Here is a 20411-nt window from a genome sequence, read left to right as displayed (position 1 = left end):
TCTCGGGCAGGGCAAGCTTCGATCGCGGGACTTGAGGCTGATCGAACTATAGTACCAAAGCATTACTGAAGGAGTTAATAACTTTTGCCGCTGCCGCATATTTGTGACCTTGTGCGCAGGCTGACATCAGGCACCCCTTAATTCAGACGCCACGTTCCCTGACAATCTTGACCCCGACGCGTTTTGATACAGAACCGTCGCACGTAGTAAAAAAATTCTCAGGGAGTTCAGGGCATGAATCGCCATTTGCATCGCATCGTCTTCAATGCCGCCAGAGGCATGCGCATGGTGGTTCAGGAAACGGCCACGAGCACGGGCAAAGGGGCGAACAGGGCGACGACGACGGCGGTGGGTGGTGCGCTGCTGGCCGGCGCCGCGGCGCTGGCGCCCATGCTGGCGGGGGCGGTACTGGCCGGAATGCTGACGCCGGCATCGGTGCATGCGCAGATCGTCGGAGCGCCCAACGTATCGCCCGGCCTGCGTCCCACCGTGCTGGTGGCGCCCAACGGTGTGCCGCTGATCAACATCGCGACGCCGAGCGCGGCGGGTGTCTCGCGCAACGTCTACAACCAGTTCAACGTCGCGCCCAACGGAGCGATCCTCAACAACAGCCGCGCGAACGTCCAGACGCAACTGGGCGGGTATGTGCAGGGCAATCCGTTCCTGGCCACGGGCCCGGCCCGGATCATCCTGAACGAGGTCAATGGCGGCTCGCCGAGCCAGCTTCGCGGCTACATCGAGGTGGGCGGCCAGCGCGCGGAAGTGATCATCGCAAATCCGGCCGGCATCAGCGTGGACGGCGGCGGCTTCATCAATGCCTCGCGCGCCACGCTGACCACGGGCACGCCGCAGTTCAATGCGATCGGGGGGCTCGACAGCTTCCTGGTGCGCGGCGGCACCGTCACCATCGACGGCGCGGGCCTCGATGCTCGCACGACCGATTACGCGGCCATCCTGGCGCGGGCCGTGCAGGCCAATGCCGGCATCTGGGCGAGTGAACTCAAGGTGGTGACCGGTGCGAACCAGATCAGCGCCGACCACGGCCAGATCACGCCCACATCGGGCACCGGTGCCGCGCCGACCTTTGCGCTCGACGTCGCCGCGTTGGGCGGCATGTACGCGAACAAGATCAACCTGATCGGCACGGAGGCCGGCCTGGGCGTGCGCAACGCCGGCAACATCGGCGCCGGTGTCGGCGGGCTTGTGGTCACGGCCGCCGGTCGTCTCGAGAACATCGGCACCCTGGAGGGCCAGCGCGTTGAACTGACCACGCCCGGAGACATCGACAACCGCGGCGGCACGATCCGCCAGACCAGCACGGCCGGCCTGACCATCACCGCGCCGGTCTTGAGCAATACCCAAGGCGGCGTGATCGGCGCCGAACCTGCGAGTACCGCGGCAGGCAGCTCGGGCACTGGCGGCAGCAATGGTGCGACGAACCCGGGAGGCACGACGCCAACCAGCGGTGGCGGCGCGACGACGCCATCTGCCACGAACGGCAGCAGCGCCAGTACGAGCGGCACATCCACGCCCGCCACGTACACGCCACCCGCGCCCGGCGTCATCACCGCGGGCGGCACCCTCTCCAACGACGGTGGACGCATCTACGCAGGCGGCCCCATCACGCTGAATACGCCGCAGGTCAACAACGCAGGCGGCACGCTGTCGGTGGCCAACATGGCCGTCTCGGGTCCGGGCTTCAGCAACGCGGGCGGGACCTTGAGCGCCAGCAACAGCTTCAGCGCCAACGTGGGCCAACTGGACAACAGCGGCGGCAAGCTGAATGCAGGCAACCTGAACATCGTCACCAGTGGCGACCTGATCAATGTCGACGGCACGCTGACCAGCGCCACCGATGCGAACCTCACCGTCGGCGGCAAGACCGACAACACGCGCGGCGTGATCTCGGCCACGGGTGCGTTGACTGCAGGCGTTGCAGGGGCCGTGAACAACACGTCGGGCACCCTGATCGCCAACAACAATGTCGCGCTCACGGCCGCATCGCTGGACAACGGCAAGGGCAGCATCCAGTCGGCACAGGCCGGCGTGCAGGTTGCGACGAACGGCACATTGGTCAATGGCAGCGGCGGCAGCATCGGTGCGGCCGCGGACCTGAATGTCCAGGCCGGCTCGCTGAGCAACAGCGGCGCCATTCGCGGCGCCAACGATACGACGCTCAACGTCTCCGGTGCGCTCGCCAACAGCAGCAGCATCACTGCTGGCCGAAACACGACGATCACGACAGGCAGCCTGCAAGGCAGCAAGACCGGCGTGCTCGGTGCTGGCGTGCAGGGCGACGGCAAGCTCGGCGGCGTGGGCGATCTGCGCGTCACGGCTTCCGGCGCGCTGACTGCCAACGGGGCGAACCTCGCAGCCGGCAACGCCACGTTGCAAGGCGCGAGCGTCGATCTTTCGGCCGGCCAGACCAGCGCGGCCAACATCGCGATCACCGCGACCCAGGGCAACGTGGTCACCGGCAGCAAGGCCACGGTCGTGACGCCCGGCACATTGAGCGTCACGGCCAACGCCCAGCCGGGCCAGACTTTGGTGAACGATGCCGGTCAGCTCAATGCCGGGCAACTGAAGCTGAGCGCTTCGAATATCGCCAACACGAATGGCGGCGAGATCGTGCAGACCGGCACTGGCGTGACCACCATTGCCACTTCTGGCACCTTGAACAACGACGGCGGACGCATTGCCAGCAATGGGCAAGACCTGACGCTTCGGGCGAATGCGATCACGAATGCGGTGGGCAAGGTTGAGCATGCCGGGGCGGGCACGTTGAGCATTGCGGGTGGTAGCTACAGCGGTGCTAACGGCCGGATTATCGGCAATGGTGTACTCAACGTCGCGATGTCAGGCGGCTTCGTCCAGGACGGCGGCGTCACCAACGCCGAGCAGATCACCATTGCCGCCGCGTCCCTGAGCAACAACGGCGGCCAGATTCTTCAGACTGGCGCCCAGGCCACCACCCTCACCGTTGGGGGAACGCTTGAGAACAAGGGTGGTGGAATCGTCAGCAACGGCGCCATCACTGTCGCCGCAGGCAGCCTGGCGAACAAGAACGGCGTGCTGCGCACGGCTAACAAGGCCGACCTGTCGGTGACCACAACGGCAGCCCTGGATAACAGCGCCAAGGGCGCAATCACCGCTGGCGGCAATGCAGTCGTGAAGGCCGGGGCCCTCACGAACGATGCAGGCAGCATCACGGCCGTCGGCGACCTTGCGGTGACCGTCGCCGGCGCCGCCACCAACGCGAGCGGCTCCATCGCCGCCAATGGCAGTACCACGCTCACGGCCGCAAGTCTGGACAACACCCAAGGCACGGTTGCCTCTGTGAAGGCGAACCTTGCCATCATGACCTCCGGCACAACCATCAATGCCAAGGGCTTGATAACGGCGGGCGGCAATACCACGCTGATCAATGGCGGCCTGACAAACACTGGCGGCACCGTCTCGGGCACGGCCCTGTCGGTGAACACCAACGGCCAGCAGCTCGTGAACAACACCGGCGTGTTGGCTGCAACAACCACCGCCAACCTGCAAACCGGCGCATTGTCCAATGACGCGGGCCTGATTCAGAGCGGTGGTGCGATGACCATCGACACCCACGGCCAGGCACTCATCAACTCGAACGCAGCCGGCTTCGCGACGGGCTTGGGCGGCATCACCAGTGCGGACACCCTGACGCTCACCGCAGGCGCGGTGAACAATGGGAGCGGCTACATCGGCGCCAAAAACGCGCTGAATGCGAGCACGCAGGCATTCACGAATACGGGCAAAGGCGTTGTTCTCGGCCAATCCACGGTCACCCTCAATACCAACGGCGCCAACTATGACAACAGCGGCGGTGGCCAAACCCAGGCCGTGGGCGATCTCACCATCGCGACGGGCGGCGGCACCATCGACAACACCGGCGCCCTGATCCGTTCGCTTGGCACGACCACCCTGAATGCCGCCTCGGTCACTAACGCAAACACCCAAGCCCAGGATCAAGGCATCGAGGGCAAGAATGTCGCGCTCAATGTCGGCGGCCTGAACAACAACAAGGGCTCCATTCGAAGCGACCAGGATGTCACCATCACGAGCGGTGGTACGGCGGACAACACCAACGGATTTGTCTCGGCCATGGGGACGCTGCGCATTGTTGATCCCAATGCGGCAGCGGCAACCACTGCGGCGGCCCCCAGGACGCTCAATCTCCTGAACACCGGCGGTACGCTGGTTGCCAACAAGGGCGTCGAACTGCGCCTGGATCAGGGCACCCTGGGCGGCAAGATCCAGTCGGGCGCCGATCTCACCATCAACGCCAGCAAAGACATCACTGTCGCTCAGGACGGCGCCCTGGCGGCCATCGGCAACCTGACCCTGACCAGCAACGGAAACATCTCTAACGCCGGCAAGATCACCTCTGGTAAGTCGACCTGGGTGGAAGCCAACAACCTGGACATCGCCGCCACCGGCCAGATCACCTCGCTGGGGACCACCACCGCGATTGCCCACGACACGCTGACCAACCGCGGCCTCATCGACGGAACCACAACGCTCGTTATGGGCAACAGCGCCGTCACCAACATCGGCACCGGCCGCATCTACGGCGACCAGCTCTCAATTCAGGCCGGCACCCTCAACAACGTCTCGGAGACCGTCAATGGCTCCACCTCGGCCGGCACTATCGCCGCACGTCAACGTCTGGACCTGGGCGTCGGCACCCTGAACAACAGCGATGGCGCCCTGATCCTGAGTCTGGGCGATGTGAACATCGGCGGTACCTTGGACGCGAACAGCCAAGCCAGCGGTCGAGCAAGCGCTATTAACAACCACGCCGCGACCATCCAGGCTCAGGGCCAGGTGAACATCAACACGAACACCTTGGCGAACACCAACGGTGGCGTGACCTACACGATGGTGGACAGCGGCGCCAGCAAGCATGTCGTGCAGTTCGCCCTGCAGGAATCCCCGCTGCAACGCTACGACGCCTCGCAGGTGTACTTGGCCGTACTCGACAACCCCTGCGCTGGGCTGGCTCTTTGCAGCCTGAAGGATTGGGGTTCCTCGGGCCAAAACCCCCTGGTATGGCCCACCTTCAAGGCCGTCTCGGGCAGCGAGTTCGGCAAGACGGCGTACCGCAACGTCATCATCCCGCAGTTGACCGGGTACCCCATCGACAAGTTCGGCCCCTACTACCTGAACCCGCCGCGGCACAGCGCGGATCGCATCAACCCGCTGGCCACCTGTTCGGGCAGCGGCCAGGGCCGGCAGTGCGGCCCCGAGAGCAGCCCGGGTTATTGGTATCCCGCCACAGATCCCATCTGGGCCGCGTTCGGCGTGACGCCTCCTCCCGTCGAACTGCCCGCCTATCTGCATGGGCTCACACAGGACCAGGTCACGGTGGGCAACATGGAAAGCCACTTCCTGGCAAACGGGACCGTCAAGTTCGATCACCCGCTCACCCAGGCCGAGTACGACGCCCTGCCCAGCTTCATCGCCGCGCACGAGGCCCTGGATGCCCAGACCTCGAAGTTCATGGCCGCCATCGTCGGCAAGCCGCCGTCGATGAATATCCAGTACTTGCCCGGCCCCGGAGGGCTGACCAACGCCTACACCTACTGGGACTACACCGAGACCAGCAGCACTCCCGTGTTGCAAAGCTCCGCGCCAGGCAAGATCCTCTCGGGCGGCGCGATGAACCTCAATGTCGCGAGCGGCCTGAACGACATGAGCCAGATCATCGCCGGTGGTGCGCTCAACGTGCACGGTGGCACCATCGTCAACCAGGGGCTGACCGCTGACGCCCAGTTGAAGCAGGTCGGCACTACTGGCACGATGGTTGGCGCGGGTGACAACGCCGCGCCGGTGGTCACGCCCTACAACCAGACCATCAACACCACCGTGGTGCTGGCCGCAGGCGTGCAGCAGGGCAACACGGCGGTGGGCGCCAACGGCACATCCATCGGGGGCCTGAACGCCGGTGGCAATTCTGGTGCAGTCGCCCAAGGCAGCGGCGCTCTCAACGCCAATACGCGCGTCTCGCCCATCGTGCAAGTGCCCCTCGCTGTGGCCGGCTCAGGAAGCGCCACGGGCATCCAGGCCAATGCCGCTGGCACCGCCAATGGCGCGAGCGGTACAGGTACTGCCAGTGGAGCCACTCCCACCGTGGTGCGCACCACCACACCGAACCTCGGCGTGCCCAGTGCGAGCCTGTTTCGCACGCAGCCCGATGCGGGCAGTCGCTACCTGATCGCCACCGACCCGGCCTTTGCGCAATACCGCGTCTGGCTCAGCAGCGACTACCTCCTAAACAACCTGGGGCAGGACCCCAACAACACGCTCAAGCGCCTGGGCGATGGCTTCTACGAGCAGCAACTGATTCGTGAGCAGGTGGCCCAGCTCACCGGCGCACGCTATCTCGATGGTTACGGGGATGATCAGTCCCAGTACACGGCGCTGATGAACTCGGGCGCGATCTTCGCCCAGAAGTACAACCTGACAGTCGGCGTTGCCCTGACGGACGCCCAGATGGCGCAGCTGACCAGCGACATCGTCTGGCTGGTCAAGCAGACCGTCACGCTGCCCGATGGCAGCACGCAGCAGGTACTCGTGCCCCAGGTCTACGTGCGTGCGCGCCCCGGCGACATCGATGGCTCGGGTGCTCTGCTTGCGGGCAAGAGCATTGACCTGAACATCAGCGGTGACCTGCTCAATATCAATGGAGCCATTGCCGGGCGCCAGGCTGTGAGCCTGAGTGCCGACAACATCGCCAATCTGGGCGGGCGTATCAGCGGCGACAGCGTCACCGCCAAGGCCAACACCGATCTGATGAACATCGGCGGCATGATCGATGGGCAAAGTGCTGTCGATCTGCAGGCCAAGCGCGACATCACCATTACCAGCACTACGCGCACCAGCACCAACGCTGAAAGCGGCCGTAGCGACACCGTGCTCGACCGCGTGGCCGGTGTCTACGTCGGTAATGGAGGCCAGCCCGGCGCCACGCTCTCGATCAATGCGGGCCGCGACCTCGTGCTTGGAGGCGCCATCGTCTCCAACCAGGGCACGGGCGAGCAGGCCAGCACCACCTTGCAGGCAGGCCGCGACATCTTGCTGGGCACCGTGACCACGGCCAGCAGCGAGAGCGCGCAGGTCGCCGGCTACAGCCGCAACGAGTCTCGCCAGCAGCAAGTCGGCTCACAGATCGTCGCTGTGGGCGACATCCAGATGCAGGCCGGCCGTGATCTGAATGCTCAGGCCGTGCACATCGCCAGCAGTCAAGGCAATGTTGCGCTGGAGGCCAAGCGCGATCTCACTATCGTCTCGGGCAGCCAGCAGACAGCGTTCGACAACCAGTTGGGTGACGACAAGAGCCCGTACTACGTCAAGAACCAGATCCAGATGGGCAACGCCCAGGCCAGCGTGGTGATGGGGGCAGGTGACGTCACGCTGCGCTCGGGCCGCGACCTGACCATCGAGGGCGGCGTGCTTGCGGCCGGTGCGGATGCGAAGACGCAGCAGACCATCAACAACGCCACCCAGCCCGTAGACCCCCGACTCAGCGGGACCAGTAGCGTCGTAGCCGTGGGCGATGACGGCAAGCAGCGCCTGAACCACGACAACTCGAACATCGCCGGGCCTTCCGTGCCGACTCGCGGCACGCTCACGCTGGAGGCGGGTGGCGACATCAACCTGCTGGCCAGCCAGAACGAACTGTCGGTGAACAACAAGAACGAAGACGGCAGCAGCCGCAATGCCAAACGGGATGCGAGCGCAACCGTGTCCAGCGGCACCCAGCTCAGCGGCGGCACCGTCAACATCCAGGCCAAGAGAGACATCAACAGCCAGGCGACCGAGGTCAATGCGAACACGCTGAACGTGACCACGCCGGGGCAGTTGAACCTGCTTACCGCCAAGGACAACGTGAGCGTGAGCCAGAGCGGCATCGACAACGATGCTTGGTTCGTGACGGGTGGAGACTCGGGGCAGAAGAATGACGTCACGCGCTACAACCAGCTCAATGCGAAAAACGTCAACCTGAGCGCTGGCAGCATCAATGCGCAGCTCGGCGGGCTCGACACCACCGGTGCATTGGCGCAGCAGCCTGGCATGGCCTGGATCGGCCAGTTGCAGAACGATCCCAGCCTTGCCGGCAAGGTCGATTGGCAGCGCGTGAAAGAGGTCCACGAGCAGTGGGACAACACCTATGTGACGTTGGGGCCGGCGTCCAAGGTGATCGTCGCCCTGGTCGTGACAGTCGCCACCGGAGGGACCGGGTTGACGGCGACCTCGGGGACCACTGGGACAGCCGTGGCCGGTACGGGCGCGGCCACCAGCAGCCTGGGGCAGGTTTTGGCGAACTCACTGGGCATCGGGTCCATGGGCACCGTGATGGAGGCCGGTCTGGTGTCCATAATCAGCACGGCCAGCGTGTCCTTGGTGGAAAACGACGGCAACATCGGCAAGGTGCTCAAGGAGCTGGGATCGAGTGCGTCGGTCAAGAGCATCCTGTCGGGCATGCTGACGGCTGGTGCCATTCAAGGTGTCGGCACCCTCCTGCCGGAAGGCGTGGCAAACGCGAGCATTGCGGCTGGGTCATCTCCCACGCAGTTGTTGGGCCGCTACGTGAGCCAGGCGGTGGCTGGCGCGGTGGTGAATAACGCCATTTATGGCGGAAGTCTGAGTGACAGCCTGGAAGCGGCGATCAAGACCGGCTTCATCAACACGGGTGCCGCCCTTGCAGCTGGCCAGATCGGAGCGTTGACGCCGTCCTTGAGCGACAGTCCGACGCTCAATGCGTTTGCAGCCAATGTTGCTCATGCGATTGCGGGTTGTGTCGCGGGCGCGGCCAGAGCGGGTGTTTCTGGAGGCAGCGGCGGCGACGGGTGCAGCGCGGGGGCCCTGGGAGCGGTGGTCGGTCACCTTGTGGCGGGTGCGTTCAATCCGAACAACGATCAAAGCCTGGCGAGCCAGACCATCGCCATTGCCAATCTGATGGGTGGTATCGCGGGAGCCGTGGTTGGTAGCCCCGATGGCAGTGGCGCCACCATCGGCGCCCAGGCGGGCGGAAACGCAGCCGAGAACAACTACCTGAGTCATCCGCAGGAGGATGCCTTCAAGAAGGCGCTGGCGGCCTGTGCGCCGGGGGACACGGACTGTGTCCGGGCTGCGACCGCCAAATGGCAGGTGGTGGACCGCCAGCAAACGGCCGATGCGGAGAACTGCGTCACCGGGATGGTGTGTGCGACGGTTGCCAAGGAGGCGTGGACCGGTACCGGCTTCACGCAGAAGCAGACCGCCGATCTGTGCCAGGGAGAGCCCACCTGCATCACGTTCACACAGTCGCTTGCGCGGACGAACTCCAACGACTCGATCACGGCAAACGGACGAGCCGTTTCAGTGCCGGCAGCCAAGCGCATCCAGGACATGATCGACCGCGGCATGTCGCCAGAGATGGCCCAGATCATGGGCTCGGTAACTCCTGCTGACATCGCAGGTGCTGGCCTGCATCTGGCTGGTGCAGTGACTGGTTCGTTCGGGGGCAGTGGCACGACCGCGACTCGTCCGGGCGGGGCTTCAAATTCAACTGGGGATGACCTTCCACCGGGGTTCAGCCGAGGCTCTGGGGGCAAGGGAGCGGTCATTGGCGATATCGACCCTGTCACCGGCGAGCTTGTGCTGAATGGCAGCGCAGGTTCGCTTGGAAACAGCACCGGCACGAGCGCCCCTCGCTTGCCAGGACCAAGCGGCACCGTCATCGTTCCGCCGCGCAATCTTATTCCCGGCAACCCAGTTACGACTCAAAGAGTATTAAACACTGATCTGACCACGGCGCTGAATTCTCTGGTTGATCAAGCAGGTGGAATCAGAACTGTTGGCGTTGGAATAACAGACGTTCCAGGAATGACGGACCAAATATTTGAAGCGGGCTCTACAATTGCTCGAAGGAATCTGGGTGTAGACCCGACGCCGGGTCCAATTAAAGCCCCATACGACTATAGTAAACCGCAGTATGCGGCCTTTATACGGCACGCCGAAGAAGAATTTGGAAATCAGTACATTCAATCATTGAAGGATGCAGGCTACACAGCAGATAGCAATGGTGTTTTTAATACGGCTTCAGGTGTTGCCAGATTTTATATGAATGCGTCTGAATTTGGTGTTTGCAATCAATGCATGCTGAATTTAAGAAATCCATCTCCAAATGGCATGCAAGGTGTCGTCCAGCAGTTAAGCCAATTGGTTCCAAATGTGAAATTTGTTTTTGAAACCGCAGGGATTCCGAATAAAACAATAACGGTAATTAACGGTCGCCTTGTATCCCCGTAACCGCAAGAAAATTTAATCATGAATTATAATCTCTCTCTAAGAGGAAGTACGGCTCTTGGCCTCTCAATCGCTGAGCTTTTTCTCGATGGCGCCAATTTATCCGACGAAGATTATGCGTTGTCAATGCGAGGTATAGAATTATCTTGGAAATGGGTGGAAGGGTATGAGGTTGATCCCTATCAAATCTGCCAATACATTGACGGTGAGATAAATTTACCTTTTAGATCCACTCTATATGAGCCGGAAACAGTGGCAAGCCATGCGATGGCTGTTGCTTTTCTTTCAATTGGCCTCGCTGCTTTAAATGCCTGCAATGAGGTGAATAAGCCCCCATCTGAAAGCATTGATAATTTTGGAGAAAATGAATGGAGCGTATTGATTGATCTTTCTCAATCGTTGCCTGAGAAGAAAAGAGAGAGTATTGAAAAAATCAAAACCTATTTGATCTCTCTCACCAGAAGAGATCAAGGGAATTTTGGTGCTCCGATAAAAAAGGCAGATGTTGACGGGCATCAGTAGTCGTTGGCGCCTTGGCCTGTTTGTGATTCGGCTTCAACCCTGCAGTCTCGCTGGCGCTATCGCTTGCTTGCCGTTGTTCGCCTCAGCGCAGCAGTCTCCAACGACACCGCAACCCTTCGTTGAACAGCAACGCCAGCAAGAGCGTGAGCGAGCACTGCGCGAGCAGAACGAGCGCACTATTGATCAGCGTCTACAGGCTGCGCCTCCTGCGCCAAACCAGCGCATCCCCGGGGCCGAGTCGCCGTGCTTTCGCATCGACCGGGTGCTGCTGGTCGGCGAACAGTCCGAGTCCTTCCAATGGGCCGTCGCCGATCTCTCCGGCCCCGATGGCAACGATTCCCCCATCGGCCGATGCCTCGGCACCGCCGGGGTCAACGTAGTCCTCGCCCGTGCCCAGCAAGCCGCCATCGCTCGCGGTTACGTCACGACCCGCGTTCTCGCCGCACCGCAGGATCTGTCGACCGGCACCTTGACGCTGTCCCTCGTGCCAGGCCGCATCGCAGCCATCCGCACGACCGCAGACTCCTCGTCGACCTTGCTCGGCAGCTCAGCCTTGCTTGCCACAGCCATTCCCGCACGCCCCGGCGACCTGCTGAACCTGCGCGACATCGAGCAAGGCCTGGAAAACCTCAAGCGTTCCCCCACCGCCGAAGCCGACATCCAGATCGAACCCTCGACAGCCGCAAACGCCAAGCCCGGCGACAGCGACCTTGTCGTCAAGTACGTCCAATCCAAGAAGTGGCGCGTCAACCTGAGCCTGGACGACAGCGGCACCGAGGCCACGGGCCGCTACCAATCCGGCGCCACCGTTTCGCTGGACAACCCCTTCGGCCTGAACGACCTGCTTTACATCAGCGCCAACCACAGCATCAGCGGTCATCTGTTCGGCGACCCGGGCAAGGGCACCGAAGGCCAGACCGTCCACTACTCGCTGCCCTATGGCTACTGGCTCCTGGGCTTCACTGCTTCCAACAGCCGGTACCGCCAGAGCGTGGCCGGCCTGAACCAGGGTTACGTCTACGCAGGCAAGAGCAACAACGCCGAGATCAAGCTCTCGCGCCTGCTCTACCGCGACCAAAGCCGCAAGACCACGGCGGCGATCAAGGGCTGGCGCCGCGAGTCACGCAGCTTTGTCGAGGACCAAGAACTCGATGTGCAGCGCCGGGTGGTCGGCGGCTGGGAACTGAGCCTGAACCACAAGGAGTTCATCGGCGAGGCCACGCTCGAAGGCACGCTGGCCTATAAGCGCGGTACCGGCGCATTCGGCGCCAGGGAAGCGCCGGAGCAGATCGCTTTCCGCAACCGCGCGGACCTCCGCGAGCCGCTCGGCGGTACCTCGCGCCTGAAGCTCTACACCGCCGACATCAGTTTGAATACGCCATTCAAGCTCGGTGAGCAGAAGCTGCGCTACTCGGGCCTGATCCGGGCGCAGTGGAACCGCACGCCGCTGACACCGCAAGACCGCTTTGCCATCGGCGGGCGCTATACGGTGCGTGGCTTCGATGGCGAAACGAGCCTGTTGGGTGAGCGTGGCTGGCTGCTGCGCAACGACATCGGCTGGGCGATGGGCCAGAGCGGCGCAGAGCTATATGTGGGCATGGACTACGGCCGCGTGGGCGGTCGCTCCACCGTCGATCTTCTGGGGCGAAGCCTGGCGGGTGCTGTCATCGGTGTGCGGGGCCTGTGGTCCAAGTTGAGCTACGACTTCTTTGTCGGAGCGCCCATCCGCAAGCCCGAGGGCTATCGCACGGCGAAGGTCACGTTGGGTTTCAACCTCAACGCGAGCTTCTGAAACTCTCCTCGGACTCCATCCTGGCTGCAATAGCGGCGCAGGGGGAATTCAAGGGGCGCGCGCAGCACAGCGAGCCCGCGCAAGAAGGACGGCGCCTCGTCCGTCCTTCCCCCGCATCAAGCTGCTCAGCCAGCGTGCGGCGTTCGGCGAGCGCATCGGCCACGCATGCGTTCGTGCGGTTCGCGCTCCCTCACCCAACACCCCGCAAGCACCCCGCCCGAAACTCCCCCGGCGTCATCCCCTTGATCCTTCGAAAATGCCGGTTGAAATTCGAGATGTTGTTGAACCCCACCTCGTAGCAGATGCTGCTCACCTGCTGACGCGTCGACGCCAGCAGGCGGCAGGCCTTTGCCACGCGCAGGCCGATCACGAAGTCGGTGAAGGTCTGGCCGGTGGTGCGGCGAAAGCAGCGTGAAAAGGCGTTCTCGCGCATGCCGATGATCGCGCCGACTTCGGCGAGCGAGAGTTCGTCAGCGTAGTTGTCGCGGATGTGGTCCAAGGCCTTGTGGATGCGCAGCGCACGACCGCTTTCGTCGAAGGTTTCATCGGCAAGGACGGCACCAGCGAGCAGGTGATAGTCGGTCCATTGCGCAAGCTCGTTCAGCAGCGCGGTGAATTCGGCGAAGCGCGCGAGGCCGTTCAGCGTCTCGATGCGTCGCAGCCGTGCGCGCGTGTCCGCACCCAGCCCGACGAACTGCACACCTTGCCGTGCGCGAGCCAGCAGCGGCCCGACATCGCCGAGTTCCGGAAAGAGCGCCATGCCGCGGCGCAGCGGTTCGTCGCTGAAGCGCAGCACGAGGCCGTCCGGGGTGCCGATGATGGGCGGCACGCGGTGCTCGAAGGCAAGGCTGCGGGGCAACCGGGGGCCTAGAAGAACGACGGTGCCGGGCGCGAAGCTGTACGTTTCTTCGTCCGCGCCGCTGCCCAGTCTCAGGCGCGCGGGCATGGCGCCGATCAGATGCAGCTCATGGTCGTGCAGGCAACTCGCGGGATCGTGCCTGCGGGCCGAGAACACGGCGGCCGCTTCGCAGTGGACTGTGGCGCTGGAATCGAGCGCGTCGGCCTGGACGGTCGCGGCAGGCATGGGGCCGCCGCGCCATGCGGTCGGGTCGATGCCGTGCGGACCGCGCGGCGTGCGCAATGCAGCCTTCGCATGCGGGCTGGAGATGGGCATGGAGGCCAGCGGCATCGTGTTCAGCAAGACCAGTTCTCCAGCGGGCATCAACTTCAATCAGTCGAAGGAAGGGGAGGGCATCAGCTTTGGCGGGGCGGTTGCGGCACCGCCGTCTGCTGCTGGAACGCGGCGAGCAGCCGGTATTCCTCACTGAGCTTTCGCGGCAGCGAGAGGTACACCGGCAGCAGTTGCCGGTAGAGCGCGGCGTTCTTGGCGTTGGGCGTGTGGCGGTGCGTGGCGCCGACCATGCGTGCGACCACGTCGAGCGAATCGACATGGCCCAGCGCATAGAGCCCGAGCACCGCGGCGCCGAGGCAGGAGCTCTCGAAGCTCTCGGGCACGACCACCTCGCGGTCGAACACGTCGGCCATCATCTGGCGCCACATGCCCGAGCGCGCGAAGCCGCCGGTGGCCTTGATGTGTGCGCTGCGCCCCGCGATCGACTCGACCGCCGGCAGGATGCTGTACAGGTTGAAGATCACGCCCTCGAGCACCGCGCGGATCATGTGCTCCTTGCGGTGGTGGATGCCCAGCCCGAAGAAGGAGCCGCGCAGGTCGGCGTTCCAGTAGGGCGCGCGTTCGCCGGTGAGGAAGGGGTGGAACACCAGCCCCTCGGAGCCGGCCGACACGCGCTCGGCGATGCGCGTGAGCACCTCATAGGTGTCGATGCCCAGGCGCTTGGCGGTCTCGGCCTCGGCCGAGGCGAACTCGTCGCGCACCCAGCGCAGGATGATGCCGCCGTTGTTCACCGGCCCGCCCACGACCCAACGCCGTTCGGCGAGTGCGTAGCAGAAGGTGCGGCCTTCGGGGTCGGTCATCGGGTGGTCGACCACGGTGCGCATCGCGCCGCTGGTGCCGATGGTCACGGCCACTTCGCCTGGCGCCACCGCGTTCACGCCGAGGTTGGAGAGCACGCCGTCGTTGGCGCCGATCACGAAGGGCGTGTCGGTTGCAAGGCCCAGCTGCGCGGCGACGTCGCTCGGCAGGCCTTCGATGTGCCAGGTGGTCGGCACCGGGCGCGGCAGTTGCTCGGCGCGCACGCCGGCGAGCGCGAGCGCGCCTTCGTCCCAGTCGAGCCGCTCGATGTTGAAGAGCCCCGTGGCCGAGGCGATCGAATGGTCGACCTGCCACTGGCCGAAGAGCCGGAAGAACACGTATTCCTTGATGCCGACGAAGCGTGCCGCGCTGGCGAAGAGTTCGGCGCGCTCGTGGCGCAGCCACACGAGCTTGGCCAGCGGCGACATCGGATGGATCGGCGTGCCGGTGCGGCGGTAGATCGCATCGCCGTCCCATTCGTCGCGGATGCGCTCGGCCCACGCCGACGCGCGGTGGTCGGCCCAGGTGATGCTGCGCGTGAGCGGCTTGCCCGCGGCGTCGATCAGGATCAGGCTGTGCATCGCCGCGCTGAACGACACGGCGAGCGCGTCGGCAGGCGCTGCCTTGCTTTGCTTCACGCAGCCGGCGATGGTGGTGAGCACCGCCTGGAAGATCAGCTCCGGGTCTTGCTCGGCGGCGCCGGCCTCGGGCTGCAGCAGCGGGTATTCGACGGTGTCGTGCGCCAGCACGCGCCCGGCCGGCGTGAAAGCCACCGCCTTGGTGCTGGTGGTTCCGATATCGACCCCGATGACGATGCGGCCCATGGCTTCGGTCTCCTTCGCTTATGCGATCTTGTTCATGCGGTCACCTTCAGACGACCATGCTCAGCAGCATGATGAGCACGATGGCCACGACCGAGATCAGCGTTTCCATCACCGTCCAGGTCTTGAAGGTCTCGGCCACCGTCATGTTGAAGTATTGCTTGACCAGCCAGAAGCCCGCGTCGTTCACGTGCGAGAGGATCAGCGACCCGGCACCGGTGGCCAGCACCAGCAGCTCGCGGTTCACGCCCGGCACCATGGTGGCGAGCGGCGCGACGATGCCCGCGCCGGTGATGGTGGCGACCGTGGCAGAACCCGTGGCGATGCGGATCACCCCCGCCACCAGCCAAGCCAGCAGGATCGGCGAGACCTGCGCATGCAGCGCCATCTGCCCGATCGCGTTGCCCACGCCGCTGGCCACCAGCATCTGCTTGAAGCCGCCGCCCGCGCCGATGATCAGCACGATGGCCGCGGTGGGAGCCAGGCTGTCGTCGACGAACTTCATGATCTGCTTGTTGCTGAAGCCGCGCGCGATGCCGAAGGTGTAGAGCGACAGCAGCAGCGCCGCCAGCAGCGCGGTGATCGGATGGCCGATGAAGTCCATCCACTGGCGCACGATGTTCTTGTCGTCGAGCGCCACGTCGGCGAAGGTCTTCAAGAGCATCAGCGCCACCGGCAGCAGCACCGTGACGAGCGTGATGCCGAAGCCCGGCAGCTCGCGCGCCTCGGGTTCGCGCGCCAGTTGCTCCAGCAGTTCGGGCGAGGCCTCGCCCGGCACGTACTTCGAGATGAACTTGCCGAAGATCGGACCCGCGATCATCGCGGTGGGCAGGCCGACGATGAGGCCGTAGAAGATGGTCTTGCCGATGTCGGCACCGAACACGCCGATGGCCAGCAGCGGCCCCGGGTGCGGCGGCACGAGGCCGTGCACCACCGACAGGCCCGCCAGCAGCGGAATGCCGATGCGGATCAGCGACACGCCGGTGCGCCGCGCCACGATGAACACCAGCGGAATGAGCAGCACGAAGCCGATCTCGAAGAACAGCGGAATACCGACCAGGAAGGCCGCGAACATCATGGCCCAGTGCACGCGCTCCTTGCCGAAGGCGTCGATCAGCGTGCGCGCGATGCGGTCGGCGCCGCCCGACTCGGCCATCATCTTGCCGAGCATGGTGCCCAGGCCGAGCACGATGCCTACGAAGCCCAGCACGCCGCCGAAGCCGTCCTGGAAGGACTTCATCACCAGCTCCACCGGCATGCCCGAGGTGAGGCCCAGGAAGCCCGCGGCCAGCGTCAGCGCGATGAAGGGGTGCACGCGCCAGCGCGTGATCAGAAGGATCAGCCCGAGGATCGCCACCAGGGCGTCGACGAGCAGAAAAACCTCTTTGCTCATTCCGAACATGTGTGTCTCCTGAATCCAGGCGCTGCGAAGGCGGCTGGTGATTGATGAATGGGATAGCGCTATCCCGCACAATCCAAAAAAACCAGCTCTTTGGCGCGCTCGGGTTTTTCCGAATCGGCCAGAGGGCTGGACAGCGCTATCCTAGGACAGCGCTGTCCGATCCAATCTTGGTACTAACCCTTAGACCTCATCGCCCATGGCCGACGCCCCCGAGCGCCCTCGCTCCCGTTCCTCCAGCCACGTTACGCTCGATGACGTGGCCCGCGTGTCAGGCGTCAGCCCGATCACGGTGTCGCGCGCCCTGCGCGGCGCGCGCAATGTGTCGCCCGACCTGCAGGCCCGCGTGCAGGCGGCGGTCGACCAGCTCGGCTACGTGCCCAACGTGGCGGCGCGCGCGCTGGCTTCGGCCCGCAGCTCGCACGTGGCGGTGCTGATCCCGTCGCTGACCAACCAGCTCTTCGTGGAATTGCTCGAGGCGGTGCAGGACGCGCTGGCGCCGCACGGCTTCCAGTCGCTCATCGGCGTGACCCACTACGATCCGGCGCAAGAAGAAGCGCTGCTGCGCAGCTACCTCTCGCAGCGGCCGGCGGGCGTGCTGCTCACCGGCTTCGACCGCAGCGCCGCGGCCTTGCGGATGCTCGAGCGCAGCGATGCGCCCTGCGTGTACCTGATGGAAACCTCGACCGCGCCCGGCATCCACAGCGTGGGGTTCTCGCAGCAGGACGCGGGCCGCGCCATCGTGCAGCACCTGCTGCAGCGCGGCCGCCGGCGCATCGCCTATGCCGCGGGCCAGCTCGATCCGCGCGTGATGCTGCGGCTGGAGGGCTATCGCGAGGCGCTGCGCGCGGCCGGCTGCCACGATCCGGCGCTCGAGCTGCTCGTGCCGGGGCCGACCTCCATCGCGTTGGGCGGCCGGCAGTTCGAAGACCTGCTCGCGCGCCATCCCGACGTGGACGCCATCTTCTATTGCAACGACGACCTTGCCCAGGGGGCGTTGCTCGCCGCGCTGCGTGGCGGCGTGCCGGTGCCGGAGCGCGTGGCGATCGCCGGCTTCAACGACCTCGGCGGCAGCGACCAGATGCTGCCGCCGCTGACCACGGTGCGCACGCCGCGCCAGGCGATCGGCGAGCGCGCGGCCACCATGCTGCTGGCGCTGATGCGCGCGGAAGCGGTGGCCGAGCGCACGGTGGACCTGGGCTTCGAGCTGATGGTGCGGCAGAGCAGTTGAGTCGACCGGGGCGCGACCTCGCGGCACGACAACCTTTCGTGCCTTGGCCCCTCTTTGCAGACACGCCCATCCGCGACCGTTCCGCTGGCCGGAAAAATCATTTGCGCCCCTGGTGCTTTCAGTGCAACGAGGTGCGGCCTACAGTGCGCCGTATCGACGAGACAACCGGAGACACCACGATGCGCAACCTCAACCAGGACAACATCACGCAGGCCGTGCTCGCACGCCTTGCCGACACGCCCGATCCGCGCCTGCACGAGATCCTGACGAGCCTGGTGCAGCACCTGCACGCCTTCGCGCGCGAGGTGAAGCTCACCGAGGCCGAATGGTTCCAGGGCATCCAGTTCCTGACGGCCACCGGCCAGAAGTGCGACGACAAGCGCCAGGAGTTCATCCTGCTGTCGGACGTGCTGGGCCTGTCGATGCTCACCATCGCGATGAACAACGACAAGCCGGCCGGCTGCACCGAGGCCACCGTGTTCGGCCCGTTCTATTTCGAGGGCGCACCCGAATACGAAAACGGCGCCGACGTGGCCAACGGTGCCAGCGGTGCCCCCTGCGACGTGCATGCGACGGTGCGCGGCCTCGGTGGCGAGCCCGTGCCCGGTGCGGTGGTCGACGTGTGGCAGGCCGACGAGGGCGGGCACTACGACGTGCAGCACGAGGGGCTGGACCATGCCGAGAACCGTGGCCGCCTGCGCACCGATGCCGATGGTTCGCTGCACTTTCGCAGCGTGCTGGCCGAGGCCTACCCGATCCCGGTCGACGGGCCGGTGGGCGACCTGCTGCGCGCGACCGAACGCCATCCGTGGCGGCCGGCGCACCTGCACTTCAAGATCGAGGCGCCGGGCTACGAGCGGCTCATCACCCACGTGTTTCGCGAGGGCGACCAGTGGCTCGACTCCGACGCGGTGTTCGCGGTGCGCCAGTCGCTGGTGGCGCCGTGGAAGCTGCAGGACAACGGCCGCTGGCGGCTCGATTTCGACTTCGTGCTCAACCCGGAGGCACCTGGGCACGCTGCCGATTTGCGCTGACCAACCGGTGCGCTGAAAACGCGCGCACCGCCGGGCGTGGGCGCTGGCCTGAACGACGGCCCATCTCGCCAGCAAGATCGCGCCTGTCCTGCTACGCTCGCCAAGCCTGCCGCCACGGCGGGCTTTTTTCTGCGCTCTTCACTCCCATGGTCTTTCCCCTCATCACCGATCCGCATTTCTATGCGGTCGCCATTCCCGCCGTGCTGCTGCTCGGCATCAGCAAGAGCGGCTTCGGCGCCGGCTTCGGTTCGCTCGCGGTGCCGATGATGGCGCTGGCGGTCACCGTGCCGCAGGCCGCCGCGATCCTCATGCCGCTGTTGCTGCTGATGGACCTGCTGGGCCTGGCCGCATTCCGGCGCGACTTCGACAGCACGCTGCTGAAGTTCCTGATTCCGTTCGGGCTGCTGGGCACGGTGATCGGCACGCTGCTGTTCCGCATGCTCTCGCCGCACACGGTGGCGGGCATCGTCGGGGTGTTCACGCTGCTGTTTCTTGCGCAGCGCCTGCTGTTCCCGCCCAAGCCCGATGACCCGTTGCCTTCGCGCGGCGTGGGTGCGGTGCTGACGACGGTGTCGGGTTTCACCAGCTTCATCGCCCATGCGGGTGGGCCGCCGATCAATGCCTACGTGATTCCGCTTCGGCTCACGCCGGTGGTGTTCACCGCGACGATGGCCTACTTTTTCTTCGTGGTGAATCTCAGCAAGTGGATTCCCTATGCGTGGCTCGGCCTGCTCGACTTTCGCACGCTGGCCACTTCGCTGGTGCTGATGCCGATCGCGCCGTTCGGCGTGTGGGTCGGCACTCGCATCGCACGCCGCATCGACGCGACGTGGTTCTACCGCTTCGTGTACCTGGGCATGCTGCTCACGGGCCTCAAGCTCGTCTACGACGGGTTCGTCGCCTGAGCTTGAGGCCGGTGTTGCGCAAGCTCAGAGTTCGACGATGGATTTGAAGCCGCCGAAGATCATGCGCTTGGCATCGAAGGGCATGGTCTTCGGGTCCATCGAGGCGATGCGCGGGTCGGCCATGACCTTGGCATTCACCGTGTCGCGGTGCTTGCGCGACTTGTAGGTGATCCACGAGAAGGCCACCGTTTCGTCGGCCTTCTGCTTCACGCTCTGCGGGAACGACGTGAGCTTGCCGGGCTTCACGTCGTCGGCAATGCACTCCACGTATTCGAGTGCGCCGTACTCCATCCAGACCTTGCCGGCCTTGCGCGCAAGCTTGCGATAGGCCTCGACGTTTTTGGTGGGAATGGCAACGATGAATCCGTCCACATAACGAGCCATGGATGTTCTCCTGAAC

The 20411-nt window shown here is 64.7% G+C and carries 10 protein-coding genes; 6 read left to right on the top strand and 4 right to left on the bottom strand.

Features of this window, described 5'->3' with window-relative positions; genetic code table 11:
- The first annotated feature begins 234 nt into the window (after positions 1–234).
- The 3 genes from ACGLHS_RS10670 to ACGLHS_RS10660 all read left to right on the top strand — a co-directional run bounded on the left by ACGLHS_RS10670 (position 235) and on the right by ACGLHS_RS10660 (position 12631).
- Positions 235–10320, top strand: coding sequence for a filamentous hemagglutinin N-terminal domain-containing protein (locus ACGLHS_RS10670; protein ID WP_394479415.1), 10086 nt, complete (start codon positions 235–237; stop codon positions 10318–10320).
- An 18-nt stretch (positions 10321–10338) separates the two neighbouring features.
- Positions 10339–10839: an Imm6 family immunity protein gene (locus tag ACGLHS_RS10665; RefSeq protein WP_394479413.1), complete on the top strand. Its 501-nt coding sequence runs from the start codon at positions 10339–10341 to the stop codon at positions 10837–10839.
- A gap of 67 nt (positions 10840–10906) precedes the next feature.
- A complete protein-coding gene (locus tag ACGLHS_RS10660; RefSeq protein ID WP_394479411.1) occupies positions 10907–12631 on the top strand; it encodes a ShlB/FhaC/HecB family hemolysin secretion/activation protein in 1725 nt (574 codons plus the stop codon).
- A gap of 190 nt (positions 12632–12821) precedes the next feature.
- Here ACGLHS_RS10660 and ACGLHS_RS10655 read toward each other — a convergent pair whose 3' ends face one another.
- From ACGLHS_RS10655 to ACGLHS_RS10645, 3 genes are all read right to left on the bottom strand, one after another.
- Positions 12822–13715 carry a helix-turn-helix domain-containing protein gene (locus tag ACGLHS_RS10655; protein WP_394479409.1) on the bottom strand — a complete coding sequence of 298 codons (894 nt, stop codon included), beginning with the start codon at positions 13713–13715 and terminating at the stop codon, positions 12822–12824.
- Between the two features lie 170 nt (positions 13716–13885).
- On the bottom strand, positions 13886–15445 hold the full coding sequence (gntK, locus tag ACGLHS_RS10650) for a gluconokinase (protein WP_394479407.1): 1560 nt from the start codon (positions 15443–15445) through the stop codon (positions 13886–13888).
- 46 nt (positions 15446–15491) lie between these two features.
- Positions 15492–16844 carry a GntP family permease gene (locus ACGLHS_RS10645; RefSeq protein WP_093247398.1) on the bottom strand — a complete coding sequence of 451 codons (1353 nt, stop codon included), beginning with the start codon at positions 16842–16844 and terminating at the stop codon, positions 15492–15494.
- 196 nt (positions 16845–17040) lie between these two features.
- On the opposite strand from ACGLHS_RS10645, the gene ACGLHS_RS10640 reads away from it, so the two are divergent.
- The 3 genes from ACGLHS_RS10640 to ACGLHS_RS10630 all read left to right on the top strand — a co-directional run bounded on the left by ACGLHS_RS10640 (position 17041) and on the right by ACGLHS_RS10630 (position 20011).
- Positions 17041–18072: a LacI family DNA-binding transcriptional regulator gene (locus ACGLHS_RS10640; RefSeq protein WP_394479405.1), complete on the top strand. Its 1032-nt coding sequence runs from the start codon at positions 17041–17043 to the stop codon at positions 18070–18072.
- Between the two features lie 179 nt (positions 18073–18251).
- The gene (locus ACGLHS_RS10635) at positions 18252–19106 is read left to right on the top strand and encodes an intradiol ring-cleavage dioxygenase (protein WP_394479403.1); all 855 of its coding nucleotides are present in this window, start codon (positions 18252–18254) and stop codon (positions 19104–19106) included.
- 146 nt (positions 19107–19252) lie between these two features.
- The gene (locus ACGLHS_RS10630) at positions 19253–20011 is read left to right on the top strand and encodes a sulfite exporter TauE/SafE family protein (RefSeq protein WP_394479401.1); all 759 of its coding nucleotides are present in this window, start codon (positions 19253–19255) and stop codon (positions 20009–20011) included.
- 24 nt (positions 20012–20035) lie between these two features.
- Here ACGLHS_RS10630 and ACGLHS_RS10625 read toward each other — a convergent pair whose 3' ends face one another.
- Complete coding sequence (locus ACGLHS_RS10625; RefSeq protein WP_093247394.1) at positions 20036–20395, bottom strand: DUF1428 domain-containing protein; 360 nt, start codon at positions 20393–20395, stop codon at positions 20036–20038.
- Positions 20396–20411 lie beyond the last annotated feature (16 nt).

The organism is Variovorax sp. VaC1 (assembly GCF_043658315.1).
GTDB lineage: Bacteria > Pseudomonadota > Gammaproteobacteria > Burkholderiales > Burkholderiaceae_C > Variovorax.
Note: the sequence above shows the minus strand (reverse complement) of the source record. Positions and strands in the feature narration are given on the sequence as shown.